This is a genomic window from Streptomyces sp. 2-1, assembly GCF_048564895.1.
Lineage (GTDB): Bacteria > Actinomycetota > Actinomycetes > Streptomycetales > Streptomycetaceae > Streptomyces > Streptomyces phaeochromogenes.
Window position 1 is genome coordinate 6,115,619 of the sequence record NZ_CP183383.1, and the last position, 24,915, is coordinate 6,140,533.

Consider the following 24,915-nt stretch of genomic DNA (forward strand, 5'->3'; position numbering starts at 1 on the left):
GTCGCGATATATCCCCGGGGAGTCGTATACAGCGTTCGTATACAACGCTCCAGAAAGCGCAAAAGGACCCGGGGGCTTCGCTGCCCGAGTCCTCTGCCCAGCAGAATAGCCCACATGAACCTAGGTCCGGCAGGTCATGTGACGCGATCTTTGATTCGTCCACGCCTTGAGACAACCCTGCGGCCACCTCTGCGGAGATTTCTGCACACGGTCGACGGGGTCACGATCGATGCCGCGTACGACCCCGGAAGGGGTACGTCCGACACCGCGGACGGCGTCGCCGGCAACGTCCCCGGTGACCTCGCCATCGTCGTCGCGCACGGCTTCACGGGCGACCTGGAGCGGCTGCACGTACGCCGGGCGGCCACCGCTTTCACGCAGTACGGGGCGGTCGTCACGTTCTCCTTCCGGGGCCACGGTGCCTCCGGCGGGCGTTCGACGGTCGGCGACCGCGAGGTGCTCGATCTCGCGGCGGCGGTGGAGTGGGCACGAGAACTCGGTCACACCCGGGTGGCCACGGTCGGCTTCTCGATGGGCGGATCCGTCGTCCTGCGGCACGCGGCGATCAATTCGGCCGGTGGTGAGGAGCACGAGGGGCGCACGGGAGCGCATACGGACGCGGTGGTTTCGGTCAGCGCACCCGCTCGCTGGTACTACCGGGGCACGGCCCCTATGCGCCGCCTGCACTGGCTGGTAACCCGCCCGGTCGGCCGGGCCGTCGGCCGCTACGGCTTGCGCACCCGCATCCACCACCGCGAGTGGGACCCCGTCCCCTCCTCCCCGGTGGAGTCGGTCCCGCTGATCACGCCCACGCCGTTGCTGATCGTCCACGGCGAGCAGGACGGCTACTTCCCGGTGGACCACCCCCGAATGCTGGCCGACGCCTCCGACGGCCACGCCGACCTGTGGCTGGAGCCGGGAATGGGCCACGCGGAGAACGCGGCGGACGACGAGCTGCTGTCCCGCATCGGGCAGTGGGCGGCCGGGGCGACCGGGGCGGCAGCGCCTGCGGGCTAGCCTTGGCGGTGCTTGTCACCCATTCACCGACCGACCGTCGACTTCACGGATTCACGGACCGACCGTCGACCGAGCGATCAGGAATCAGGATTCAGATGGCAAAGGGCACGGTGCGTTACTGGGCCGCCGCCAAGGCCGCAGCGGGCATCGCGGAGGAGCCGTACGAGGCGGAGACCCTCGCGGACGCGCTCGACGCGGCACGCGAGCGACACCCCGGCGAACTCGTCCGCGTCCTGCGGCGATGCTCGTTCCTCATCGACGGTGACCCCGTGGGCACCCGCGGACATGAGACGGTACGGCTGGCCGAGGGCGGCACGGTCGAAGTGCTCCCGCCGTTCGCAGGAGGGTGACGGGACCATGAGCAACCAGCCGTACGAGGGGAACGGGAACGGGCCCTACGAGGGCTACGACCCCTATCAGCAACAACAGCCGCAGCCGGGATGGCCGGGCCGCCAGCAGTACGAGGCCGACGCCGAGCCCGACCAGCAGCAGTACACCCAGCAGTGGGAGGGCCAGACCTGGGAGACCCAGGTCCAGCCCTCGGTCACGCCCCAGCCCACCGCACCGGCCGCGGACACGGCGTACTTCCCGCAGCAGGCTCCGTACGGGCCGGGGGAGCAGCAGTACGCGGCTCAGTACGGGGTGGTGGGGCAGCCGATGCCGGCGGAGACGGCTTGGAACCAGACGGGCCCGCCGGGCCAGGGCGGACAGCCGCAGGGCTACCCGGGCACGCAGGGACCCCAGGGCCACCAGGCCCATCAGGGCTACGGGGGCCAGGCGCACGTGCCTGCGGGTGTGCCTGGCGCACCGGCTTCTTCACCTGCCTCCGGTCCTGAATACGGGCCGCCCACTGTCACGGGTGCCACCGGGAACTCCGGCCTCACCGCGGCGCAGCGGGCCCGTGCGGAGGGGCGTTCGCCGATCATCGAGCCCGGTCTGCAGCCGGCCGCGCTGACGGCGGTCCTCGGGCTGCTGATGGGCGGGGCGGCGGCCGTCGGCGAGTACGCACTGGTCGTACCGCTCGTGATCCTCCAGGCGGTGACCGCGGCGGGCTGGTTCCGGCTGAACGGGATGTGGCCGGCGAGGCAGGGCATCGCGCTCGCCTTCGCGGGCGCGCTCGCCTCGGACGTCGCGCTGCTCGCGGCCGGGCGGGAGAACGCGCCCGCCGCGATCCTCGGCACGCTCGGCGTCTGGGTCCTGCTGACGCTGGTCCTCCAGCTGCGCAGCCATGCGTCGCCGGACGAGCGGATGTACGGGCTGATGGCCACGGTCGTGTCCGCGGCGCTGGCGATCGTCGCGACGGGGCACCTGGCGGCGGAGCCGGATGCGGTGACGGTGGGGGCGGTGGCGGTCGGGGTGGCGGTTCTGGCCCGGGCGGTGCCTCTGCCGACCGTGGTTTCGGTGGCTGTGGCGCTGGTGGCTGGGGCGGGAGCAGGGGCTCTGCTGGGCGGGCTGACCGACTTCGGTACGCCGTCCGGTGCGCTCCTCGGCGCGGGCGCCGCCGCCTGCGCCCTGATCGGCCACCGAGTTGCCAGCTACGACTACCCGTCCCGCTTCGTCCACTTCACCGCGGGAGTGGCCCTCCCGCTGGCGGCATCGGCCCCGGCGATCTACGTACTGGGCCGAGCACTGGCCTGAGGAGCCCGACCTTTTCTTCGCCCCCGCCGCCCCTACCCATTCCCGTCCCTTACTCAGGGGCTCCGCCCCCGAACCCCCGCTCCTCAAACGCCGGAGGGGCTAAAGATTTCGCGGGCTGCGCTTAAGACTTCCGGGGCTGGGCTGAAGACTTCGGGGCTGGGTTGAAGACTTCGAACGCTGGGCCGAGAATTTCGAGGGCTGGGCCGAACCTCTCTAGCCCAGTCCAGGCACATCTCAGCCCGTCCGGCGTTTGAGGACGAGGCCGTTCAGGCCGATCTCCCACCCACCCCCGGTCAACCCACCCACCCACGCCAGCCCCCGCCCACCTCTCAGCCCGTCCGGCGTTTGAGGACGAGCGCGTTCAGCGCGATGCGGGGGTCTGGGGGCGGAGCCCCCAGGAACGGGATGGGACGGGTAGGGGCGGCGGGGGCGAGGAAAAGGCCTGGTCCCGCCGCCACCCCTGTCACAGCTGATCGACAACTCCCCCCGTCCAACCGGCCGGAGGCCCCCGCAGGGTTACCCTCGCGCCAGGAGACCGCCAAGGTGGGGGAACACGTAAACCATGCGAGCACTACGAATACTTCTGATCGTGACCGTCATCCTCGGCGGCCTCTTCATCATCGCCGACCGCGTAGCAGTCGGCTTCGCCGAGGACGAGGCAGCGGACAGGCTGAAGACCAACGAGGGCCTGGCCACCACCCCCAGCGTCTCGATCAAGGGCTTCCCCTTCCTCACCCAGGTGGTCGGCGGCGAACTCGACGAGGTCGAGGTCGGCATCAAGAACTACGAGGCCGACACGAGCGGCGCCACAGGCGGCACGGGCACCGCCGGCGGCACCACCCCGGACAAGATCCGTATCGACGACCTCACCGCCCAGATGCGAGGCGTCGCGTTCTCCGGCGACTACAGCTCCGCGAAGGCCGCCTCGGCGACCGGCACGGCGACGATCTCGTACGACGAACTCCTGAAGGCGGCGAAGGCCGAACCCGTGGACGTCGCGGGCGGAGTCACCGCCAAGGTCGTCGGCCTCTCGGACGGCGGCAACGGCAAGATCAAGGTCGAGGTGGAGGCCACGGTGCTCGGCAACAAGCTCCCGCGCCCGGTCTCCGTGCTCAGCTCGGTCAGCGTCAAGGGCGACACCGTCCAGGTGCAGGCCGACTCCCTCCCCAACCTGGGCATCCAGCTCGCCGAGGACAAGGTCCGCCTGATCACCGACTTCCGGCAGCAGATCGACGGCCTGCCCGGCGGCATCAAGCTCGACAAGGTCGAGGCGGCGCCGAAGGGTGTCGACATCACGGTGAAGGGTTCGGACGTCAGCCTGGTCGGGTAGGTCGAATAGGCCGGGCTGGCCGCCAGGTGGTGGATGGGCCAGGTGGTGGACGAGGCAGAGAGCCAGGGGTGTCAAGGGCTGTCCAGTCAAGGGCTGTCCACCCCCTCACATCACCGTCCGTGTCTGTCCGAAAGGCGAGACACCCCCGTCCGCACAGCAGATGTGCGGAAGATGTGATGAGGGCTACAGCCCCTCCGGGGCGGGATGAAAACGGGCCGGACCCTCTCCTCATCCCACATCGCGGACGATCGCGTCTCAACATACGACACGCCGGTGACATGCCCGCCTGTCCGTCCCTACGATCGACGGCATGAAGCGACAGGCGGATCTCACGAAGCGGCGGGCAGTAGACCTGTGCCGCGTCGCCGCCATGCTCTGTCGCACCTTCTGAGCGGAAGCCTCGTTACTTCCGCGAGCCGGGCCCTTCGACCTCTCGCGTCGGGGCCACCCCTGCGCCGTCCAGCCGCCAACGGCATGACCGCGCACCCCTCTCCACACGCACCGCCCCGCCGCAACTGCCCCGGAGGAGAACGAGCATGAGCCGCAGCGACGTCCTGGTAGACGCCGACTGGGTCCAGGACCACCTGGACGACCCCAGCGTGGCCATCGTCGAGGTCGACGAGGACACGTCCGCGTACGAGAAGAACCACATCCGCAACGCGATCCGGATCGACTGGACCAAGGACCTCCAGGACCCGGTCCGCCGTGACTTCGTCGACCAGGCCGGCTTCGAGAAGCTCCTGTCGGAGAAGGGCATCGGCAACGACACCCTGGTCGTCCTCTACGGCGGCAACAACAACTGGTTCGCGTCCTACGCCTACTGGTACTTCAAGCTGTACGGCCACGAGAACGTGAAGCTCCTCGACGGCGGCCGCAAGAAGTGGGAGCTCGACTCCCGCGACCTGGTCGCCGAGGTGCCCACCCGCGCCACGACCGACTACAAGGCCAAGGCCCAGAACACCGCGATCCGCGCCTTCCGCGACGACGTCGTGGCGGCCATCGGTTCGCAGAACCTGGTCGACGTCCGTTCGCCCGACGAGTTCAGCGGCAAGCTGCTCGCGCCGGCCCACCTTCCGCAGGAGCAGTCGCAGCGTCCGGGCCACGTCCCGTCCGCGCGCAACATCCCGTGGTCGAAGAACGCCAACGACGACGGCACCTTCAAGTCGGACGACGAGCTCAAGGAGCTCTACGCCGAGGAGCAGGTCGACCTGGCGAAGGACACCATCGCGTACTGCCGCATCGGTGAGCGTTCCGCGCTCACCTGGTTCGTGCTGCACGAGCTGCTCGGTGTCGAGAACGTCAAGAACTACGACGGCTCGTGGACCGAGTACGGCTCCCTCGTCGGTGTGCCGATCGAGCTCGGCGCCAACAAGTAACCCAAGGCCCGAAGGACTGAAGGACGGAAACGAAACATGTGTGGAGCGAAGGCCGGCGGCCCGGACGCCTCGACGATCAAGCCCGGTGAGACCACCATCCAGGGTCAGGTGACCAAGGACGGCGAGCCGGTGGTGGGCTATGTCCGCCTCCTGGACTCGACCGGCGAGTTCACCGCCGAGGTCCCGACCTCGGCGACCGGACAGTTCCGCTTCTACGCGGCCGAGGGCACCTGGACCGTACGCGCCCTCGTTCCCGGCGGCACGGCCGACCGCACGGTCGTCGCCCAGACCGGCGGCCTGGCCGAGGTGGCCATCACCGTCTGAACCCGTCTCCGTCTGAACCGCCTGACGGCAGACACCGTATGAACGGCCGAAGGGCCGCACCCCCGGGGGGTTGGACGCTTCCGGTAATGGGGTGCGGCCCTTCGGCTTGCCCACGGACCGACCATTCGGGTCCGCGCGGATGTCCCCGTCTCGCGGGGTGAGCCTTTGCGCCCAGGCGTTCTACGCTGGATGTATGTACGCGCGAAGGCGCCACGTCTATTTCGCCATGATGGGCACGTGTATCGGGCTGTTCGTGCTGGCCTGGGGAGTCGTGCGGCTCTGGTCGGTGCCCGTGGCCGTCGGGATGTGCGTCGTGGCCATGGTGATTCCGCCGCTCGCGGCGATGGCGGCGAATCGGCGCGGCCCGGACGACCGCTGGTGGGACGACCCGTCCGGCGATCCCAAGTCCGACGACTGGTGGGACGAGCTGGACGGCAAGAAGCGCCGGAAGTGACCCGTCCCGGTCAGTCGGTGAACCGTTCCGGTCAGTAGACGAGCGCCTGGGTCCCGTCCGCCATGGCCTCCTGGACGAAGACCTGGGCGCCCGCGATGCGTACGCCCTTGATGACGTCCTTCTCCGTGATGTCCCGGCGGGCGGCGCACTGTGTGCAGAGGGTGAGTCGGCCGCCGGACAGGATCGAGTCGAGGAGGTCGGGGAGCGGGGCCGCGTGCGGCAGTTCGAACTCGGCGGCCCGGCCCGGCAGTGCGAACCACGCGGACTCGCCCGTCAGCCAGAGGGACACGTCCACCCCGCTGGCCACGGCGACCGCCGCCACCGTGAAGGCCTGAGAGCAGCGTTCGGGAGCGTCCGCCCCCGCCGTCACCTTGATCACGAGCTTCTTCGCCATGCTCGAATCGTAATCAACTCCGTTGCAACCCCACGTGCTGATCATGGGTCTCCTGTGCGCGCGGATACGGAATCCGCGCTTCGCGTTCTGTGGGGGACGTCTTGAAAGTCACGGAAGTCACGGAAATACCCGAAGCGCCACCTGAGGTCCAGGAGACCTCTGGAGCCCCGGAAGCCCCGGAAGCCCCGGAAGCCCCGGAAGCCCCGGAGGCTCCGGCGGTCCCGGTGGTCCCGGAGCCGCAGGCCTTGCCGCGTGTGCGCCGGCGTGGGCGTACGACGCTCCTGATCGCCACGGCCGCCGTGCTGGGGGTGGTCGCCGGCACCTGCGCCGGATACCTGATCCAGGCCGACCGTGAGCCCACCGCGCTGCCGTCGCTCTCGCAGCCGTCGATTCCGCAGGCCAAGGGCAAGGGGCCCGAGCCTCTGTCGGCCGCGCAGGACCGCAGGGTGAGGACCGACGGTGACCTGCGCAAGCTGCTGGTCGAGCGGCCGAGCGGGACGCGGGACATCACCTCCACCGAAGGCGTCGACGGCTGGCTGGGTCTCGACGCGTACGCGGAGGGATACGCCGAGCCGGCGACGGCCTACAGCACCCTCATCGACCAGGAGTTCCGGCGCGTGGCCGTCACCGCCTGGCGGACGGGCAGCACGCAGTCGGTCGTGATCCGGCTCGTGCAGTACCGCCAGGAGGAGAGCCTGGCCGCCCGTGAGCGGGTGGCCGATGAGCAGTACGGGGAGGCGGAGTACGACACGGACAGCTGGTCCGTCCCCGGCACCGGCGACGGCATGGCGTACGTACGGAAGCAGCCAGAGAACAAGGCCGGATACCTCCCGATGTACACGGCCGAGGCGCATGCCTGGCGGGGCGACATCGCCATGCAGATCTTCGTGTCCGACACCAGGCCGGTCGCCAAGGCGAAGATCATGAGCCTGGCCGAGCGGCAGATGGAGCGGCTGTGAGCGACAACCGGAGCAGTGCCCCCGCGGAGGAAACCGGGCCGGTCGGGCCGGCCGAGCCGGAAGAGCTGGCCGAGCCGGTCGAGTCGGAAGAGCTAGAAGAGTCGGAAGAGTCGGTGGGCGCCGCCACGCTGGTGGCCGAGCCCGTGGCGCCGGACGCGAAGAAGCCCGTACGCCGTGGCCGGATCGCCGCCCTCGTCGGTGCCGGCCTCCTCGTCGCCGCCGTCGTCGCGGGTACCGGCTACACCGTCGTGACCGTGAACGACGCCGACCGGGACGCGGGCGCGCCCGTCTGGGACTTCCCGAGGGAGAAGACGGACGACAGGAAGCCGCCCGCCGCCACCGGGCTCGCCGGCCTGCTCGTGCCGTACGGGGAGGACGACTGGGGCCGCGGCCCCGACCTCAACGAGTACGGCCACGACGCCCGGCTCAGCGGTGCCCAGGCCACCGCCCTGCGCAAGGAGTCGCTGCGTGACCTGCCCCGCTCCCAGCGACTGCGGCTGGAGAAAGAGATCGACAAGCAGCGCGTCCAGGGCATGGCGATGCGCAGCTACATCAGCACCGCGGGCAACTCCTACGCCGACCCGAAGACGGCTTTCACGGTGAGCGTCGTGCTGTCCCGGATGGAGAACAAGGCGGCCGTCCGGGACATCGCCACGTTCCAGAGCGAGTTCCTCGACGCCATGGACGTCTTCCGCGCGGGCCCCGCCATCAAGGGCCACAAGAACGCCGAGTGCTTTCTGCAGCCGAAGACCACGGACGAGGACATCGAGGCGATGTTCTGCTCCGCGTACGAGGGAGACGTGCTGGTCAGCGCCACCGCGTCCGGGATCGGGCCACTGAACACCGAGGGAGTCGCGTTGCTGCTGCGCACCCAGCTCGACCGCATCACCGACCCGGGGGAGGCGATATGACCGAGCAGACCGAGCGGACCGAGCAGACCGAGCGGACCGAGGAGCGGCAGGCACTTGTGTCTCCTCCTCCGCCCGAGGCGGGGAAGGACCGTCGGGTCCTGCGTGCCGTGCTGCGGTGGACCGCCGTCGCGGTGGTGTTCGCGGCGGTCGGTACGGCCACCGCGTACGGCATCACGCGGCCGGAGCGCACCGACCTGCCGGGACTCGCGACCGTGTCCGACGGGCGCTGGGAGTACCCGGAGATTGTCAGGCCGCCGCTGCCGTCCGGCAGCCCGGCCCCCTTCGCCGAGGCCAACAAGGCCGCCGCCCACCACGCCGACCTGCGCGAGCTCGTACTGCCCGCCCCCGCGGGCGCGAAGGCGGACAAGGCGCTCCGCGGCGAGGGCGGCTGGCTCGCGACGAAGGACTTCCTGGCGGAGTTCGCGTCGAAGGAGGACCGCAAGGCCGCCGGCCAGGTGCTGACCGACTACGGGCTGCGGCACATCGCCGCCCGCGGTTGGACCACGCAGGACGGCACGCACACGCGGATCTATCTGCTGCGCTTCGGCACCGCCGCCGCCGCGGACGAGCTGTTCGCGACGGAACTGATCCACTACGACAGCCCGACGTACGGCGTGCGCGGTGCCGAGGAGTTCGACCGGGACGAGGACTTCCCGGAGAAGACCGAGTTCGCCCACGTCACCCGCTCGCCGTACGCGGAGACCGAGCCGTACGGCGCCGAGCAGGTCCGGCAGGCCTACCTCTCGGCCGGCGACACCGTCGCCCTGATCGTGCAGTCCCGCAAGGGGACCGCCGAGGCGGTGCCGTTCCAGCAGACCGTGGTCCTGCAGAGCCAGCTCCTGAGCTGACCGGCGGACCTCGGAGAGAGAGCCGCTCCCCACCCCTACTAGAGTGGGGAGTGGCTCTGTACTGCCCACCACCGCGTCACCCCCGAGGAGCACCCCGTGCTTGAGTACTTCTTCGAAGCCCTGCTGGTCCTGGTCTGTGTCGGCGTTCTCGCCTTCACCGGGCTGGCCGTGAAGAAGCTGTACCAGGGCCAGCGCTGACCCCCATCAAGGAACTGCCGACCTCATGATCGAGATCCCGTCCGACCTGCACAAGGACCTCGTCCCCCTTGCCTTCCTGCTCGGCAACTGGACCGGCGCGGGCGTCCACGACTTCCCCGGCGACGAGAAGTGCAACTTCGGCCAGGAAGTCAGCTTCACCCACGACGGGCGGGACTTCCTGGAGTACCACTCGCACACCTGGGTCCTCGACGCCGAGGGCAACAAGGTGCGCGCGCTGGAGTCCGAGTCCGGCTTCTGGCGGATCGACCAGAACCGCAAGGTCGAGGTCGTGATGGTCCGCGACGACGGCGTCGTCGAGATCTGGTACGGCGAGATGGCCGACAAGAAGCCCCAGATCGACCTGGTCACGGACGCTGTGGCCCGTACGGCCGCCTCGGGCCCGTACAGCGGCGGCAAGCGTCTGTACGGCTATGTGAAGAGCGATCTCATGTGGGTCGGCGAGAAGCAGACCCCCGAGGTTTCGCTCCGCCCGTACATGTCGGCCCAGCTCAAGAAGGTCGTCAGCCCGGAGGACGTCGAGCGCTGGGCCAAGGCCCTGCCGGACGACATGCCGGACGACGGGATCGCTTTCTTCAAGTAGTTCTACAAGTAGTTCTAGACTTTCGGTGTGGTGAGCACTGGAAGCACCGAAGGAACTGACTGGAAGAGCGATCTGCGGCAGCGCGGTTACCGGCTGACGCCGCAGCGGCAACTTGTGCTCGAAGCCGTGGACACCCTGGAGCACGCGACCCCCGACGACATCCTCATCGAGGTGAGGAAGACGGCGTCGGGGGTCAATATTTCCACGGTGTACCGGACCCTGGAGCTCCTGGAGGAGCTCGGGCTCGTCTCGCACGCGCATCTCGGGCACGGGGCGCCCACGTACCACCTCGCGGACCGGCACCACCATCTCCACCTGGTCTGCCGCGACTGTACGAACGTGATCGAGGCGGACGTCGAGATCGCCGCCGACTTCACCGCCAAGCTCCGCGAGACGTTCGGCTTCTCCACCGACATGAAGCACTTCGCGATCTTCGGCCGCTGCGAGGACTGCACGGCCAGCGCGGCGAAGAAGGCCGCGAAGGCGGAGTAGGCAGCGGAGACGAGGGTTGCCGCGAGTGGGGAGCGGCACTCCGGCGGAAATAAAAACCGCGCCCACTCGGTCGTAGGCTGTGTGGATATGAAGAGCCCTCTGTTGTCCCTGCCCGGTGCCGTGCCCGCCGAGGGTGTGGACGAAGGTGTCGCCGCCCACTACGGGGACCTGTTCCGAGAACAGCGTGCCTTCGCCGGCGGCACCGGTTTCGTGGACCTCTCGCACCGCGGAGTGGTCACCGTCACCGGCGACGACCGGCTCAGCTGGCTGCACCTGCTGCTCACCCAGCACGTCAGCGACCTCCCGGCGGGCCGCGCCACCGAGGCGCTGATCCTCTCCGCGCACGGTCACATCGAGCACGCGCTGTATCTCGTCGACGACGGGACGACCACCTGGGCCCACGTGGAGCCCGACAGCCAGGACGCGCTGATCGCGTACCTGGAGTCGATGAAGTTCTTCTACCGCGTCGAAGTCACCGACCGCACGGCCGAGTTCGCGGTAGTCCATCTTCCGGCCGGCTCCATCGCCGACGTCCCCGAGGGCGTCGTCGTCCGCGAGACGCCGTACGGACGTGATCTGTTCCTGCCGCGCACGGACCTGGAGTCGTACGCCGCCGACACCGAGCAGCACGGCCCGGCGGTCGGGCTGCTCGCGTACGAGGCGCTGCGCGTCGAGAACCACCAGCCGCGGATCGGTTTCGAGACCGACCACCGGACCATTCCGCACGAGCTGGGCTGGATCGGCAGCGCGGTGCATCTGCAGAAGGGCTGCTACCGCGGGCAGGAGACCGTCGCCCGCGTCCAGAACCTGGGCAAGCCCCCGCGCCGGCTCGTCTTCCTGCACCTGGACGGCAGCGAGGTCCATCTCCCGCCGCACGGCGCGGAGCTGCGGCTCGCGGACGAGGGGCCCGACGGGCGCAAGATCGGTTTCGTGACGACGGCCGTACGCCATCACGAGCTCGGGCCGATCGCCCTGGGGCTCGTCAAGCGGAACGTACCGCTGGACGCGCGACTGGTGGCCGACACGACGGCCGCGGCGCAGGAGGTCGTGGTCGAGCCGTAGGCGGCGCCGGGCGGCCAGGTCTCCAGCAGCCCGGCGGTCTACATCTCCAGCAGGACGGTGAACGGGCCGTCGTTCGTCAGGGAGACGCGCATCTGCGCTCCGAAGCGGCCCGTCGCCACCGTCGCTCCCAGCGAGCGGAGCTGGGCCACGACCTCGTCGACGAGGGGCTCCGCGACGTCGCCGGGGGCGGCCGCGTTCCAGGTCGGGCGGCGGCCCTTGCGGGCGTCTCCGTAGAGCGTGAACTGGCTGATGACGAGCAGCGGGGCGTCGATGTCCGAGCACGACCTCTCGTCGGCCAGCATGCGGATCGACCAGAGTTTGCGGGCCAGTTGGGCCGCCTTCTCCTTGGTGTCCTCGTGGGTCACCCCGACCAGGACGCACAGGCCCTCGCCGCTGATCTCCCCGACGGTCTCACCCTCGACGACGACGCTCGCGCCGTCCACTCTCTGCACCACCGCACGCATAAGGACCATCATGCCGTGCGTCGGATTGACGTCGGTGCCGACCTCTGTGCCGACTCCGTACGGGGGCTTTCTTATTGATCCTTAACCCCCCATCTGGGGCCGATCGGGGGCACTCGGTCACATAGCGGCCACTTGGGGTGGCACGATGCTCACACGCGCCGGTCGAGGGGACGGTTGAGGCACATGAGCACACCGAGTACGGGGCAGTCACCCGGGGTCGTATCACTGATTCGGGGGGAGCCGCCGTCATCGCCATCGCCATCGCCGGTGGCGTCCCTGCCGCAGTCTTCGCCGTCGTCGTCAGCGCGCCCGGTCGTGGCGCGTCCGCCCACCCAGCGTACGGACAGCCCCATGTCTGAGTCGGCGCCCGAGCCGGAGCCGGAGCCCGAGCCCGAGCTGAGCGTCCTGCGGCTGCCCGAACTGCGCACCCTGCGGAGGGACGCGCAGCGGGACGAGGCCGATCTGAGCTATGTACGGCGGCTGCTCCAGGGGCGGATCGACATCCTGCGCGCCGAGTTGGGGCGACGGGGTGCCCCGCGGCGTGGGCGCGAGGCGCGGATCGCGGCTTCGGCGTCCGTCGTCGAGCGGCTGTCGGAGATCCTCACGGACGCGCCGGCGCGGCAGCGGTCCTCCGCACGGCACGTCACCGTGGGTACGCCCCACAGCGAGGAGTTCCGTCGGCTGGCCTCGGACATGCTCGCCGAGGTCGAGCTGTCCGACCTGGAGGCACGTACGGACCTGGAACTGAACGCGGCGATGGGGCGGCTCGTGCGCTACGAGCAGCAGGTTTCCCGGCGACGGCAGGAGCTGCAGCGGACTGCGGACGACTGCAGCGCGGAGATCGCCCGCCGCTATCGCGAGGGCGAGGCGCAGGTGGACGACTTGCTGATGTGACGCCGAGGTCGATGCCGACGCCGATGCCGACGTCCTCGGCTGCGGGCCTGCTGGTGCTGGTCGCGCAGTTCCCCGCGCCCCTGGGTGGGTGGGGGGTCACGTCAGTCTTTAGGGGCGCGGGGAACTGCGCGGGCAACTCAGGCCGGCCCGCACGTGGTGAACAGACCTCGGCCAAGGGTCTTCAGGGGCGCGGGGAACTGCGCGAACACCCCAGGCGGGCCCGCACCCGTAACAGTCCCGAGCCCCCACCCACCCGGGGGCCTGGGGGGGGAGCCCCCAGTTTCGGGAAGGGGCGGGTCTGGGGGAGAGGAAAACGGCGCGACACCCCCCACCACGTCTGCCTAGCGTGACCACATGAGCCCCCGCCAGGACACCGACATCGACATACGCCCCATCCGCGAGGACGAGATCCGAGAGTGGACCCGCGCCCTGCACACGGGATTCCAGCTCCCCCCGACCATCTCGGACGCGGACGTAGAGGACCGCAGCACCTACATCGTCCCCGCCCGAACACTGGGCGCATTCGACGGCACCAGATGCGTAGGAACGTTCCGCTCGTTCCCGCAGCAGATCACAGCCGTGGGCGGCACCCCCGTGCAGGCCGACGCGATCTCGAACGTGACCGTCACCGCGACCCACCGCCGCCGAGGCATCCTCACCCGGATGATGGCCAAGGACCTGGCCGCGGCGAAGGAGCGGGGCGACACCGTGGCGACGCTGATCGCCGCGGAGTACCAGATCTACGGCCGGTACGGATTCGGCGCGGCCACGACGGCCGCCGAGTGGACGATCGACGTGCCGAGGGCGGGCCTCGACCCCCGCTGGTCGGGCCCGGAGGACGGCGGCCGTATCGACCTCGTGGACGGCGACGACGTACGGAAGACGGGCCCGGAGCTCCACGAGCGGCTCAGGCGGGCGCAGCCGGGCGTGGTCGACCGTGACGAGCGGTGGTGGCAGGTCCGTACGGGCGCGCTGGTGCTCGACCCGGCCTCGTGGACGGAGCCCTTCCACGCCGTGTACCGCAACGCGGAGGGAGAGGCCGAGGGGCTGCTCACGTACACCGTGGACGACCACTGGGGGGACGTGAAGCAGCCGCTGGAGACCGCGAAGGTCAAGGACATGATCGCGGTCACGCCGGCCGCGGAGCGCGCCCTGTGGCGGTACGTGTGCTCGGTCGACTGGGTCACGAAGGTCAGGACGGGGTGGCGGGCGCCGGACGACCTGCTGCCGCATCTGCTGCCGGATCCGCGCGCGGCACGCATCCTGACGCAGGCCGACCTGCTGTGGGTGCGGGTCCTGGATGTGGTGGCGGCGCTGGAGGCGCGTACGTACGGGGCGGCGGGGACGCTCGTCCTGGAGGTCGTCGACCGGGGAGGGCTGTGCGGGGGCCGGTACCGGCTGGACGCCTCGGCGGCGGGGGCGAGTTGTGCGCGGACCACGGAGGACGCCGAACTCACCCTGGATGTCGGTGAATTGGGGTCGCTGTGGCTCGGGGACGAGTCGGCGGTGCGGCTCGCGGCGCTGGGGCGGGTGCGGGAAGAACGAGCGGGCGCCGCCCTCTTGGCCGACGCCCTGCTGCGAACGTCCAGGCGACCGTGGTGCCCGGACATCTTCTGATTCTCTTGTTCCTGGTCCTGCCTGGTGACTCTGTCCTTCGGGGTCCGGCCTCCTTTCCCTGTCGGTGGTCCGCGTCTGCGGCTTCTCCTCCGTTGTTCGGTGTGACTGTTCAGTTGTGATCCGTAGCGAGCTGTTCAGTTGTTGTTCCGCGGGTCATGGAGCGATCCGCGCTGGTGCGGACCGACCGGGCTCCCAGCTCCCCTCCGGAAGGGAGCCCGGTCGGCCGGACTGCCGGACGGTGGCGCCCGATCAGCCGGACTGGGCGAGCAGCATCACGAGGATGACGGCCCCGATGCCGCCGATCATGGAGTTCTTGGCCTTGATTCCGACGGCGAGGGCGACGAAGGCGATGACGCCCATCGCCCCGAACTTCACCTGGATCAACTGCTCGAAACCGATGGCGAGGGCGGCGACGATGATGGCGATGAGCGGCATGCGGTCCCTCCTTCGGGACGGGGAGGCGAACCCCCGCTGGGACCGTCCACCTGGTCGACAGTTCCGACTCTGGCGGCCAACCCCTGGGAAGCTTGACCATGTTCCTCGAGTTGGTTACCAACTTCACTGAAGTTATCTCCTCTTGGATGCGTCTCATAACCACCTTCTCAATAACTGCCCAAAGATGGCGCGAAGTTGTAGTGTTTGGTTGTGGACCCGGAACACGTCGCCGTCAATGGGCGGAAGAGGTCACAACAGCCACAGCGGTCACACCGCGAGGTGGCCGACGAGCTGCGCACCCGGATCAGGTCCGGTGAGCTGCGGCCTGGGCAACGCATGCCCACACAGGCCCAGTTGGCCGACGAGTTCGGTGTCGAGCGCGGGGCAGTGCGCCAGGCGCTGCGCATCCTCCAGTCGGAGCACCTGCTGTCCAACGTGTCCAAAGGGAGCCCGGCGACCGTCGCGCAGGACGTGGGACCGGCTCTGACCGGGCCCGGAGCCCCGCCGCAGCCCACCATGGTGGCGCTCGCGTCGCGGATCACGGCGGCCTTCTCGGCCCCTCACGTGGAGATCGACGCCCTGTGTCTGACGGCCGTCTCGCTCACACTCGCGATGGGTGAGCCGTTGCGTCTCATCCACGAGGGGCGCATAAAACCAGCCAGGGTGGACGTCCGGGTGCTCCTGCCGTCCAGCGACATAGACCTCGCCTTCCCGGCGCCGGTGGACGACACGGTCGACGACCGGCTGCAGCGCCGCTGGCTGGCCCACCGCAACGCTCAGGGCCAGGTCCTCAAGCACAACCTGCTGGCGTTACGGGCCACGCACGGCATCGACGTACACATCACCTTCCGCGCACTGCCGTTCACCCCGCCCGTGAAGCTCTACCTGCTCAACGGCGCGGAGGCGCTCTTCGCGTACTACACGCTGACGCGGCGCGGCGAGGAGATCGACCACGAGTACCTGGAGATGTACGACGCGGAGGGGACCCAGTCCATGCTGTTCCCCTTCGAACAGGGCGACGGCCTGCGGGACACGACCTTCGTCGAGCAGTCCCATCTGTGGTTCAACGCACTGTGGGAGACCATCAGCTCGGAGCTTGTGCTCACGGGCTGAGGTCTCCCACGGGTGGGTGCCTGATCTTCGGGTGGGTCTTCGGATGGGTCGTCGTCCTCGCAGTTCGCATGGGTCACAGGGCGGGCCCGGAGACCATGAGGGCGAGGACGACGGCGCCGATCGAGCTGCAGGTCGGGCTCTTCGCCTTGATGCCGATGGTGAGCAGCAGCAGTCCCACGACACCGCTGGGACCGTACCGCCACTGGACGAGCTGCTCGAAGGTGACGACGAAGACGGCGGAGAGGAAGGCTATGACGGGCATGGTGGATCCTCCTTCGGGTCTTTCTGGTGCCGGTGGTGCGGGACGATGCCGGAGAGGCGCGGAGCCTTCCCATTTGCCAACTACTTGCGAGAGGAGGCAAACCTTCCGCCATCTTTGCTAAGTTGGTTGCCAACTCTGACTAAGATATCCCCAGTTGGTCCCTACTTCAAAACAACTTTCAAACAACTCCCCTAAGATGGAGCGGAGTTGTAGCGTTTGGTCGTGACCCAGGAGAACGTGGCAGTGAACGGCAGCAGAAAGCTCTCGCCGCAGGAGATCGCCGACATCCTGCGGGACCGCATCCGCGCGGGTGACCTGCGCTCCGGCGACCGCCTGCCCACCCAGGCAGAGCTGGCCGAGGAGTTCGGCGTGGAGCGCGGCACGATCCGCCAGGCCCTGCGGGCACTCCAGGACGAGGGCCGGCTCAGCAACGTCAGCAAGGGCAGCCCCCCGCGTATCGCGGACGTGACCCCCGCGCGGGACGAACCTCAGCCGACGATGGTCGGGTTGGCACCGCAGTTGGTCGAGGCGTTCGCCGTGCCGCACGTCCGGGTGGATGCCGCGTGCCTGACCGCCGAGACGCTGATGCTGGCCCTCGGTGAACCGGTCCGCCTGATCCACGAGGGCAAGCTCCGCCCGGAGTCGATCGACGTCCGCATCCTGCTGCCCTCCCGTGACATCAACCTCGCCTTCCCCGTCTCCGTCGACGCGCAGGGAGCCCAGGACCCGGTCCACCAGCGCTGGCTGGAGATGCGCAACGCCCAGGGCCACGTCCTGCGCCACAACCTGAGGGCGCTGCGCTCCTCCCACGGCATCGACGTCAACGTGACCTTCCGGGCGCTGCCGTTCACCCCGCCGGTGAAGCTGTACCTGCTCAACGGCGTCGAGGCCCTGATCGCGTACTACATGATCACCAGGCGGGAGGAGGAGGCCGGCGACAGGGGCACGCTCGACATGTACGACGCCCTGGGCTCCACTTCCCTCTTGTTCTCCTTCGAGCAAAGGGCAGGCCAACGCGACGCCGCCTTCGTCGAGCAGTCCCAAAAGTGGTTCAACGCCCTCTGGGAAACCATCACGACGGACCTGACACTCTCCTAGTGACTCCTGATACGAAGCAGACTGGTCCGGTGGCAGCAGAGACTGAGAACCTCCAGGAAGTGATCAAGCGCGCCCGCTTCGTCCTCTTCGACTTCGATGGGCCGATCTGTCGGTTGTTCGCGGGCTACTCGGCGGAGAAGGTGGCGCGCCAACTGGTCGCCTGGCTGGAGGGGCAGGGCCTGCGGGGACTGCTGACCGAGGAGGAGCAGATCCACCCCGACCCCCAGGTCCTCCTCGCCGCCGTGAACCGGCGCCGCCCGAACAGCGACCTGGTGACCGAACTGGAGGAGCGGCTCACCCAAGAGGAACTCCGTGCGGTGCCCAGCGCCTGGCCCACCGCGTATGCGGATCCGCTGATACGGACCTGGAGCGCGGTCGGAGCACGGCTGGCCATAGCGACCAACAATTCGGCCCAGACAGCGATCAGTTACCTCGAAGGTCGTGACCTTTCCGGCTGCTTCGCGCCCAATGTCTACGGTCGCACCAAGAAACTGCACCAGCTCAAGCCCGATCCGTACTGTCTTGTCCGAGCCCTGAACGCCATGGGTGCCGCCCCGAACAAGGCCCTCATGATCGGCGACACTCCAACGGACTTCTATGCCGCCCAAGGGGCTGACGTTCCTTTTCTTGGCTACGCGCGTAATGCCGAAAGGGAGAAGGAGTTGAGATCGGCGGGAGCGGCGGTTGTGGTGAGGTCGCTGGAGTCGGTTCTGGAGACAGTTCGGGGTGGCGTCAATCCGCAGGGGTGACGATTTCCGCGTCGAACTCAGTTGCTACGCGCCTGGGAAGAGGCGGAGTTCCTCTGTGCTGTCGTTCGAGGAGACCTGTTGTCGTCAATGTCTCTTGGTGGGTGCGGTGCGTGGAGTGTCCCCGTATGGGTGAGACCATCCACCCGTCGAAGATACGAAGTGCTACTGGATGAAACGGTTCTGACTCGGCACGACTCGTTGGTGCAGTACGTTGCCTCCACTCATCATCGGCTGGTCCCAGAAAGAACGGGGCAATGTCACCCGAACCGTCCGCGACGCGACGGCGTGCCAGTGATCTGAGCGATCACTCGAACGCGGTCGAAGGTCCCCTGCGTGGGTACCACCATGAAACATATGCGTTCTTTTTGTCGGCCGAGGCGGGGGCCGACTTCAAGGGGCGCTGGAAGATCCGCGAGCCCCGAGAGGGGCCGTTGTGGTTCGACCGGCGCTGCTTCAAGTCCGAGTACGAGCTGCTCTACCAACTGCAGCGACGCATCGACGTCATTCCCGAGGTCGCTCCGGTGGGGGGCGTGGACCTGCAGCGATTCGTTGAAGGTGTCACCCTGGGGGAGCGGTATCCGTCCGGCGAAGCTGTGCCCCGAGCGGTGTTCGAACAGATTCTGGAACTGTTCCGCCAGTTGATCGCTGTCACGTCGTCGGACACCCTGCTCGTGAAGCGAAAATGCAAGGCGGCGGATCGTGCCGAGGCGGGGGACAGCAAGGGATTCCTCGAAAGGCTCATCCTTTTCACTCAAGAGCGTGTGTACGACCGGAATCTGCCGCGATATAAAGGCTTGTTCGCTGATCTCGGGCTCGGCCCCAATTCCTTTGAGTACCTCAGGAAGCGTGTGGAGGGACTGAAGGAGCGACCGTTCTGTCTCCTGCACGCGGATCTGCACCGAGAGAACTTCATCCTCGATTCGGAGGGGAAAGTCTGGGCCATCGACTGGGAATTGGCGATGCTCGGCGATCCCCTCTACGACCTCGCAACCCATCTCCACCTGATGCAGTATCCGGTTCAACAGGAGCGGGAGATCATCCAGCGATGGTGCGCGATTGCCGAAGAGGTCAGAGAAGGCAGTTCCCAAGGTTGGGACGAGGATCTGCCGAGGCTGCTCGCCTACAAGAAGGCGCAGTCCCTGTTCACGGACGTCATCCGTGAGACACAGTCCCTCGTCGTCATGGGGAGGTTCGACCGTCGGCGGCTGCGCGTGGCGAGCTGGAAGGTCTGGGACGTGCTCTGGGCGGCGGCCGAGCCGCTGGGACTGACTTCCCCGCCGAGCCTGTTGGAGATCGAGGCGGCGCTCCTGCGATGGGGCAGAGAGGACGCAGCGGCCCGTACGTGACGGGGGAGGCCGTCCTTGTCTTTGGTCGAATCCGACGATCACGCTCTCGCGGACGCCTGCGACGAGTTCGTACGGCACGCGATGCGCGCCGGTGTCAGGCTCCGTGGGCATCACAACCAGAACTTCGTGCTGCCGTTGACGGAGGAACTGGCTCGGCATGTGGAGTGTGAGGTCGGCACGCCCGTGACGGTGCGGATCCGCAGGCCGGAGGCGCTGCCCGTGGTCGTGCGCACCTGGCCGCGAGAAGGGGAAGTCCTGGATGCCGTCGGCAGGGTGTTGCCGCACGAGGTGCCGCGCTGTCTGGCCGCCGGCCGTGAGGCCTCCATCCACAGCTATGTGGATGGAGTTCCACTCTCCGCACCGTGCCCGGACGGCACAGCCGTGCACCGCGATGTCGTCGAGGCGTTGACCGGCCTGATGGCGCGGATGGCTCAGGTCGGCCGGGAGACACTGCCGCCGCTGCCCGCGGACTGGCCCTCCGACGACCGGGACAGTCGAGGGTTTCTGCGGTTGCTGACGGCACAGGTGGACCACCAGGTGCGCGAGCCCAACTGGCCTTTGTTCGGGCGGCTGTTCGTCGCGCTGGGCGTACCCGAGGACGCGATGCGACGGTTCGCCGATCGCCTGCCCGCCATGACCGGGCGGCCGTTCGCGCTGCTGCACGCGGATCTCCACCGGGACAATGTGATCGTGACCCGTTCCGGTGCGCCGCCCCTGGTCTGTGTCGACTGGGAACTCGCGACGTACGGCGACCCGCTGCACGACCTTGCCATCCACCTCGTACGGATGCGGTATCCGAAGGAGCAGCGGGAGCAGGTGGTCGATGCCTGGTGTCGGGCGTTTCGGCGCACCAGCCCCGACTCGGTCGACGGGGTGGCGCAAGATCTGCGGCACTACGTCGAGTTCGAGCGTGCGCAGTCGGTCTACCCGGATGTCGTGCGCGCTGCGCAGTCGCTGACCGACGGCCCCGACCAGCCCGACCGTCCCGACCGCCCTGGTCGGCGGGAGATGGCACGATCGGCAGCCGTGGTTCGCAAGGCGTTGAAAGTTGCGGCCGGACCGTTGGGACTCGACGCCGTACCGGATGTGGCCGACATCGAGCGAGCGCTCAAGAATTGGTGCCAGTTCAGCACTTCAGCACCACCTTCCCCAGCAACTCCCGCCCCTCGACAGCCCGATGCGCCGCCCCCGCCTCCTCCAGCGAGAACACCTCCCCAACAACCGCCCGCAACCGCCCCGCCGCCGCCTCCCCGAGGGCGTGGGCGGTCAGGCGGCTGAGGTCGGTCGGGCTGAACTGGACGTCGCCGATGCCGAAGAGGGTGATGTCGCAGTGTTTGGCCTCCGTCGGGTTCACGAGGGCGAAGCCGCCGGTTGGGGCGCCGTGGGCCGAGAAGCGGCCGCCGTTTGCCGTCAAGGGGAAGGCGGTCGCGCCGAGTTGGCCGCCGACGCCGTCCAGGATCACGTCCGCCGCGCCGTCGGGGCCGCCGAGGGCGTGGCGGGCCTGGGCCGGCCAGTCGGGGGACGTCGAGTCGACGACCGCGTCCGCGCCCAGGTCCCGTACCAGGGCGAGCTTCGCCTCGCCTCGGGCCACGCCCACCACCCGGGCGCCCCGTGCGTGGGCCAGCTGGACCAGGAGGGTGCCCATGCCGCCCGAGGCGCCCAGGATCAGGACCCGGTCCGTCTCGGTCACCGCGGTGAGTTCCAGAAGGCCCGTCGATGTCACTCCGTCGTGGACCAGGGCCGCCGCGTCTAGGAGATCCAAGGAGTCCGGTACGGGCGTCAGGGCCGAGGCCGCTGCCACGGCTCGCTCCGCGTACGCGCCCGTCACGAACGAAGTGACCCGGCGGCCCAGCCACTGTGCGGGGACGTCCGGGCCCAGGGCGCTCACGACTCCTGCGACGCCGCCCCCGGGGACGTACGGAGGGGTCACCGGGAAGTACTCGCCGCCCCAGCCGGACCGTATCTGCGTCTCCACGAAGATCGTGTCCGCGTACGCGACGTCGATCAGTACTTCGCCGGGGGCGGGGACCGGGTCCGGGAGGTCGGTCGTGATCAGGACCGACGGGTCGCCGAAGCGTGTCACCTGGGCTGCTCGCACGGGAATCTCCAAAAGGGCAAAAGGGAGGAGGCGGAGCGCCCAGTCTTCGACCTCAAGTTCGGTTGAGGTCAAGAGGAGCCGGTGGCAGGGGCCGGAACCAGCCAGGAGGGCGAGGAAGTGGTGTCCAAGGGGAGGGCGAGAGTCCGGAAAGTGCGTAGGCTCGGGGCATGGGCGAGACGGGTGCGAGGGGTGCCGCGGGTGCGACCGGCGTCACGCGGGCGGTGAGTGGTGCGAGCGTCGTGGGCGCGCCGCGTGAGGCGGGTGCGGTGAGCGCGGCCGGTGGTGTGGCAGGCGCTGCTGGTGCCATGGGGCTGCGTGAGCGCAAGAAGCTGCGCATGTATCAAGACGTCTCGGACGTCGCCATCACGCTCTTCCTGCAGAAGGGCTTCGAGCGGGTCTCCGTCGCCGAGGTCGCCGCCGCCGCTCAGATCTCGAAACCGACCCTCTTTCGGTACTTCTCGTCGAAGGAGGACCTGGTCCTGCACCGGTTCGCCGATCACGAGGACGAGGCCGCGCGGGTGGTCGCCGCGCGGGCGCCGGGGGAGTCCGCCGTCGACGCGCTGCGGCGGCAGTTCCTGGCCGGGATCGAGCGGAGCGACCCCATCACCGGGGTCAACGGGGACCCGCACATCCTCGCCTTCCACCGGCTGCTCTACGGGACCCCTTCGCTGGTCGCGCGGCTGTACGAGTATCTGGAGCGGTCCGAGGACGCCCTCACCGGGGCGCTCGGTGGCGGCCTTGAGGCCAGGCTCGCCGCCGGGCAGATCGTCGCCGTGCAGCGGATCCTCGCGCAGGAGAACTGGCGGCGGATCGCGGACGGCGAGCCGGTCGCCGACGTGCGGCGGGACGCCGTCGTCGCGGCGGAGAGCGCGTTCGCGCGGCTTGAGGCCGGGCTGCCTCGCTGCGTGTGACGCCCGGCGGGTGCCGAGCGACGTCCATTCCGTAGCCAGGTAAAAAGTTTAACTCGGTTACGTTATTCCGTTACCCTTGCTCGAATGACGTCACCCGACCCCCTTCTCATCACCTCCCTCACCCAGGAACGCGCCTACCACGACACCTGCCGCGCCGCCCTCGCCGCGATGGTCGACGGTGCTCAGGAACATGTCTTCACCGGAGAGGACGTATCCGCGTCCGGCGCCGACGCCGAAGTGCTCGGGTATCGGCTCCGCAGCCGGGCCAAGGAGATGCGGGAACTGCCCGAAGGGCCTTTGTTCTTCGGGCGGTTGGACTTCGGGGGAGAGCGTGGCGGCGCCGGTGATCACGCCGGGCAGAGCTATCACGTCGGGCGGCGGAGGATCACCGAGCACCCCTCCGCGCCGCCCCTCGTCGTGGACTGGCGGGCTCCCGTGTCGCGCGCCTTCTACCAGGCGAGCGCCCGCGATCCACAGGGTGTGCGGGTGCGGCGGCGGTTCGGCTGGGCACCGGGGAGCCGCGGCGACTCCACCGACCTCACGGGGCTGGAGGACGAGCGCCTGGAGGTCGAGCGGCGGGAGGGGGAGTACCTGGAGGACGGGCACCTCCCGGATGGGCGCCGTACCGAGACGCCGGACGACCACCGCGTCGGGCCCCCTGGCGGCAGCCGCATCCTCGCGAGCGAGATCGAACGCCCCCGCGTCGGCCCCATGCGCGACATCGCCGCCACCATCCAGCCCGACCAGGACGAACTCGTACGGGCGGATCTCACCGTCTCCGTCTGTGTGCAGGGTGCGCCCGGCACCGGGAAGACGGCCGTCGGGCTGCACCGGGCCGCGTATCTGCTCTACACGTTCCCGCAGCGCGTCCAGCGCGGCGGGCTGCTGATCCTCGGGCCGAACCGCACCTTCCTCTCCTACATCTCGGAGGTGCTGCCCGCGCTCGGCGAGACCGGCGTACGGCAGTCCACGGTCGGGGAGGAGATCGCGCGGCACCCGGTCACGGGCGAGGACGACGAGGCCGCCGCGGTCGTCAAGCACGACGCCCGTATGGCGGGGGTGCTGCGACGGGCCCTCTACGCGCGGGTGAGCTCGGAAGCGGTTGAGGGCGTCAACGGCCTTGCTGTGCCCGACGGTTCGTACCGGTGGCGAGTGCCCGGTGAGGCGCTCGCGCGGATCGTGGCGGGGGTACGGGCCGAGCAACTGCCGTACGCCGTCGGGCGCGAGCGGGTCCGGACGCGGATCGTGCGGTACGTGCGGGAGCGGGCCGAACGGCGTGCCGGGCCCCAGTCCAACGCCTGGGTGCAGAAGATCTCACGGGCGCGGCCCGTCGGCGCGTACGTCGACGCCGTGTGGCCCAGGGCGCGGCCGGAGGAGGTCGTCGCCGAACTGCTCGCCGATCCGGCCGTGTTGGCCGCGGCGGCGGACGGGGTGCTGGACGCGGACGAACAGAAGGCACTGCTGTGGACGCGCCCGCCCCGGTCGTGGAAGTCCGCGCGATGGTCGGCGGCCGACCTCGTCCTCCTCGACGAGGTCGCCGGTCTCGTCGAACACCCGGAAAGCTATGGGCACTTGGTGATCGACGAGGCGCAGGACCTGTCCCCGATGGAGTGCCGGGCGATCGGCCGACGGGCGGTCTACGGCTCGCTCACCGTCCTCGGCGACCTCGCGCAGGGAACCACCCCGTGGGCCGCGCGCGAGTGGGGCGAACTCCTCGGCCACCTCGGCAGACCGGAGGCGGTGGTCGTACCGCTGACCACCGGCTTCCGCGTGCCACAGGCAGTGGTCGAACTGGCCAACCGGGTACTGGCGAAGCTGGACGTCGGAGTTCCGGCGGGCCAATCCCTGCGCAGGGACGGCGAGTTGAGGTTGCTCCCCACGGACGACGTACCCGGCGAGACCGTCGAGGCCGTGCGTCGCGCCCTCTCGTACGAGGGGTCCGTGGGCGTCATCACGGCCGACTCCGACGTCGTACGGGTCCGGGAGGCGCTGGGCGGCGCCGGTATCGAGGCTGCCGGAGTCGACCAACTCGGCGCGCGAGTCACGGTGTTGGGGGCCGGGCTCGCGAAGGGCCTGGAGTACGACCATGTCGTCGCCGTGGAGCCCGCGGCGATCGTGGAGGGGGAGACCCGGGGGCTGCATCGGCTGTACGTCGTGCTCACGCGGGCCGTGTCCCGGCTGGACGTGGTGCATGCGCGGCCGTTGCCGTTCGAGTGAGAGTGAGCACCTTCGGGGGCGCCGGGACCGTCAGGGGCTGCCATGGTCCGCCGGAGGGCGTCGTGCCGGAGTCCGCCGCCACGGACTAGGGGCTGCCGGGCGGATCG

General features: G+C 69.2%; 27 protein-coding genes and 1 pseudogene. 23 read left to right on the forward strand and 5 right to left on the reverse strand.

Features of this window, described 5'->3' with window-relative positions; translation table 11 throughout:
- Window positions 1-114 precede the first annotated feature (114 nt).
- The 8 genes from ACN20J_RS27095 to ACN20J_RS27130 all read left to right on the forward strand — a co-directional run bounded on the left by ACN20J_RS27095 (window position 115) and on the right by ACN20J_RS27130 (window position 6,139).
- Window positions 115-1,017 carry an alpha/beta hydrolase gene (locus ACN20J_RS27095; protein WP_419666992.1) on the forward strand — a complete coding sequence of 301 codons (903 nt, stop codon included), beginning with the start codon at window positions 115-117 and terminating at the stop codon, window positions 1,015-1,017.
- A gap of 95 nt (window positions 1,018-1,112) precedes the next feature.
- Complete coding sequence (locus ACN20J_RS27100) at window positions 1,113-1,367, forward strand: MoaD/ThiS family protein (RefSeq protein ID WP_055614662.1); 255 nt, start codon at window positions 1,113-1,115, stop codon at window positions 1,365-1,367.
- Window positions 1,368-1,374: 7 nt separating this feature from the next.
- Complete coding sequence (locus ACN20J_RS27105) at window positions 1,375-2,655, forward strand: hypothetical protein (protein ID WP_419666993.1); 1,281 nt, start codon at window positions 1,375-1,377, stop codon at window positions 2,653-2,655.
- Between the two features lie 562 nt (window positions 2,656-3,217).
- Window positions 3,218-3,985, forward strand: a complete 768-nt coding sequence (locus tag ACN20J_RS27110; RefSeq protein ID WP_189836744.1) for a DUF2993 domain-containing protein — start codon at window positions 3,218-3,220, stop codon at window positions 3,983-3,985.
- A 310-nt stretch (window positions 3,986-4,295) separates the two neighbouring features.
- The gene (locus tag ACN20J_RS27115) at window positions 4,296-4,376 is read left to right on the forward strand and encodes a putative leader peptide (protein ID WP_350310325.1); all 81 of its coding nucleotides are present in this window, start codon (window positions 4,296-4,298) and stop codon (window positions 4,374-4,376) included.
- Between the two features lie 145 nt (window positions 4,377-4,521).
- On the forward strand, window positions 4,522-5,361 hold the full coding sequence (locus ACN20J_RS27120; RefSeq protein ID WP_055617550.1) for a sulfurtransferase: 840 nt from the start codon (window positions 4,522-4,524) through the stop codon (window positions 5,359-5,361).
- A gap of 36 nt (window positions 5,362-5,397) precedes the next feature.
- A complete protein-coding gene (locus ACN20J_RS27125; RefSeq protein WP_055617549.1) occupies window positions 5,398-5,685 on the forward strand; it encodes a DUF1416 domain-containing protein in 288 nt (95 codons plus the stop codon).
- A gap of 193 nt (window positions 5,686-5,878) precedes the next feature.
- On the forward strand, window positions 5,879-6,139 hold the full coding sequence (locus tag ACN20J_RS27130) for a DUF3099 domain-containing protein (RefSeq protein WP_189836745.1): 261 nt from the start codon (window positions 5,879-5,881) through the stop codon (window positions 6,137-6,139).
- A gap of 31 nt (window positions 6,140-6,170) precedes the next feature.
- On the opposite strand, the gene ACN20J_RS27135 is transcribed toward ACN20J_RS27130, so the two are convergent.
- Window positions 6,171-6,533 carry a DsrE family protein gene (locus tag ACN20J_RS27135; protein ID WP_189836746.1) on the reverse strand — a complete coding sequence of 121 codons (363 nt, stop codon included), beginning with the start codon at window positions 6,531-6,533 and terminating at the stop codon, window positions 6,171-6,173.
- A gap of 254 nt (window positions 6,534-6,787) precedes the next feature.
- Here ACN20J_RS27135 and ACN20J_RS27140 point away from each other — a divergent pair, with 254 nt between their 5' ends.
- The 6 genes from ACN20J_RS27140 (at window position 6,788) to ACN20J_RS27165 (ending at window position 11,604) form a co-directional block, all read left to right on the forward strand.
- A complete protein-coding gene (locus tag ACN20J_RS27140) occupies window positions 6,788-7,492 on the forward strand; it encodes a hypothetical protein (RefSeq protein WP_419668962.1) in 705 nt (234 codons plus the stop codon).
- Window positions 7,489-8,403 (forward strand): hypothetical protein, encoded by a 915-nt coding sequence (locus ACN20J_RS27145; protein ID WP_419666994.1) that lies wholly within the window; start codon window positions 7,489-7,491, stop codon window positions 8,401-8,403. The genes ACN20J_RS27140 and ACN20J_RS27145 overlap by 4 nt, the downstream gene beginning before the upstream one ends.
- Window positions 8,400-9,251 (forward strand): hypothetical protein, encoded by an 852-nt coding sequence (locus ACN20J_RS27150; RefSeq protein ID WP_419666995.1) that lies wholly within the window; start codon window positions 8,400-8,402, stop codon window positions 9,249-9,251. The genes ACN20J_RS27145 and ACN20J_RS27150 overlap by 4 nt, the downstream gene beginning before the upstream one ends.
- A gap of 223 nt (window positions 9,252-9,474) precedes the next feature.
- Window positions 9,475-10,050 (forward strand): FABP family protein, encoded by a 576-nt coding sequence (locus ACN20J_RS27155; RefSeq protein ID WP_055617545.1) that lies wholly within the window; start codon window positions 9,475-9,477, stop codon window positions 10,048-10,050.
- Between the two features lie 27 nt (window positions 10,051-10,077).
- Window positions 10,078-10,542: a Fur family transcriptional regulator gene (locus tag ACN20J_RS27160; RefSeq protein ID WP_259333275.1), complete on the forward strand. Its 465-nt coding sequence runs from the start codon at window positions 10,078-10,080 to the stop codon at window positions 10,540-10,542.
- An 87-nt stretch (window positions 10,543-10,629) separates the two neighbouring features.
- Entirely contained in the window at window positions 10,630-11,604 is a 975-nt protein-coding gene (locus tag ACN20J_RS27165; RefSeq protein ID WP_190228888.1) for a YgfZ/GcvT domain-containing protein, read from the forward strand.
- A gap of 38 nt (window positions 11,605-11,642) precedes the next feature.
- On the opposite strand, the gene dtd is transcribed toward ACN20J_RS27165, so the two are convergent.
- On the reverse strand, window positions 11,643-12,068 hold the full coding sequence (gene dtd, locus ACN20J_RS27170) for a D-aminoacyl-tRNA deacylase (RefSeq protein ID WP_189836750.1): 426 nt from the start codon (window positions 12,066-12,068) through the stop codon (window positions 11,643-11,645).
- A 183-nt stretch (window positions 12,069-12,251) separates the two neighbouring features.
- Between dtd and ACN20J_RS27175 the strand changes: the two genes are divergently transcribed.
- Window positions 12,252-12,962: a hypothetical protein gene (locus tag ACN20J_RS27175; RefSeq protein ID WP_419666996.1), complete on the forward strand. Its 711-nt coding sequence runs from the start codon at window positions 12,252-12,254 to the stop codon at window positions 12,960-12,962.
- A 354-nt stretch (window positions 12,963-13,316) separates the two neighbouring features.
- Window positions 13,317-14,579 carry a GNAT family N-acetyltransferase gene (locus ACN20J_RS27180; protein WP_419666997.1) on the forward strand — a complete coding sequence of 421 codons (1,263 nt, stop codon included), beginning with the start codon at window positions 13,317-13,319 and terminating at the stop codon, window positions 14,577-14,579.
- A gap of 249 nt (window positions 14,580-14,828) precedes the next feature.
- On the opposite strand, the gene ACN20J_RS27185 is transcribed toward ACN20J_RS27180, so the two are convergent.
- Entirely contained in the window at window positions 14,829-15,014 is a 186-nt protein-coding gene (locus tag ACN20J_RS27185; protein WP_189836753.1) for a hypothetical protein, read from the reverse strand.
- A 204-nt stretch (window positions 15,015-15,218) separates the two neighbouring features.
- Between ACN20J_RS27185 and ACN20J_RS27190 the strand changes: the two genes are divergently transcribed.
- Window positions 15,219-16,127 carry a winged helix-turn-helix domain-containing protein gene (locus tag ACN20J_RS27190; RefSeq protein WP_189836754.1) on the forward strand — a complete coding sequence of 303 codons (909 nt, stop codon included), beginning with the start codon at window positions 15,219-15,221 and terminating at the stop codon, window positions 16,125-16,127.
- Between the two features lie 73 nt (window positions 16,128-16,200).
- Here the strand turns inward: ACN20J_RS27190 and ACN20J_RS27195 are convergent, their stop codons facing one another.
- Window positions 16,201-16,389 carry a hypothetical protein gene (locus ACN20J_RS27195; RefSeq protein WP_055618439.1) on the reverse strand — a complete coding sequence of 63 codons (189 nt, stop codon included), beginning with the start codon at window positions 16,387-16,389 and terminating at the stop codon, window positions 16,201-16,203.
- A gap of 216 nt (window positions 16,390-16,605) precedes the next feature.
- Here ACN20J_RS27195 and ACN20J_RS27200 point away from each other — a divergent pair, with 216 nt between their 5' ends.
- The 4 genes and pseudogenes from ACN20J_RS27200 to ACN20J_RS27215 all read left to right on the forward strand — a co-directional run.
- Window positions 16,606-17,487 carry a winged helix-turn-helix domain-containing protein gene (locus ACN20J_RS27200; protein ID WP_189836755.1) on the forward strand — a complete coding sequence of 294 codons (882 nt, stop codon included), beginning with the start codon at window positions 16,606-16,608 and terminating at the stop codon, window positions 17,485-17,487.
- A complete protein-coding gene (locus ACN20J_RS27205; protein WP_419666998.1) occupies window positions 17,436-18,236 on the forward strand; it encodes an HAD family hydrolase in 801 nt (266 codons plus the stop codon). Before ACN20J_RS27200 ends, ACN20J_RS27205 begins: the two co-directional genes overlap by 52 nt.
- 254 nt (window positions 18,237-18,490) lie before the next feature.
- On the forward strand, window positions 18,491-19,582 hold the full coding sequence (locus ACN20J_RS27210; protein ID WP_419666999.1) for a phosphotransferase: 1,092 nt from the start codon (window positions 18,491-18,493) through the stop codon (window positions 19,580-19,582).
- An 81-nt stretch (window positions 19,583-19,663) separates the two neighbouring features.
- Window positions 19,664-20,419, forward strand: a pseudogene (locus tag ACN20J_RS27215) (phosphotransferase family protein); the annotation flags it as partial.
- Between the two features lie 289 nt (window positions 20,420-20,708).
- Here ACN20J_RS27215 and ACN20J_RS27220 read toward each other — a convergent pair.
- Window positions 20,709-21,680 carry a zinc-binding dehydrogenase gene (locus tag ACN20J_RS27220; protein WP_419667000.1) on the reverse strand — a complete coding sequence of 324 codons (972 nt, stop codon included), beginning with the start codon at window positions 21,678-21,680 and terminating at the stop codon, window positions 20,709-20,711.
- A 305-nt stretch (window positions 21,681-21,985) separates the two neighbouring features.
- On the opposite strand from ACN20J_RS27220, the gene ACN20J_RS27225 reads away from it, so the two are divergent.
- Together ACN20J_RS27225 and ACN20J_RS27230 are read left to right on the forward strand one after the other, a co-directional pair.
- Complete coding sequence (locus ACN20J_RS27225) at window positions 21,986-22,591, forward strand: TetR/AcrR family transcriptional regulator (RefSeq protein ID WP_419668963.1); 606 nt, start codon at window positions 21,986-21,988, stop codon at window positions 22,589-22,591.
- 84 nt (window positions 22,592-22,675) lie between these two features.
- Window positions 22,676-24,808: a HelD family protein gene (locus tag ACN20J_RS27230; RefSeq protein WP_419667001.1), complete on the forward strand. Its 2,133-nt coding sequence runs from the start codon at window positions 22,676-22,678 to the stop codon at window positions 24,806-24,808.
- Window positions 24,809-24,915 lie beyond the last annotated feature (107 nt).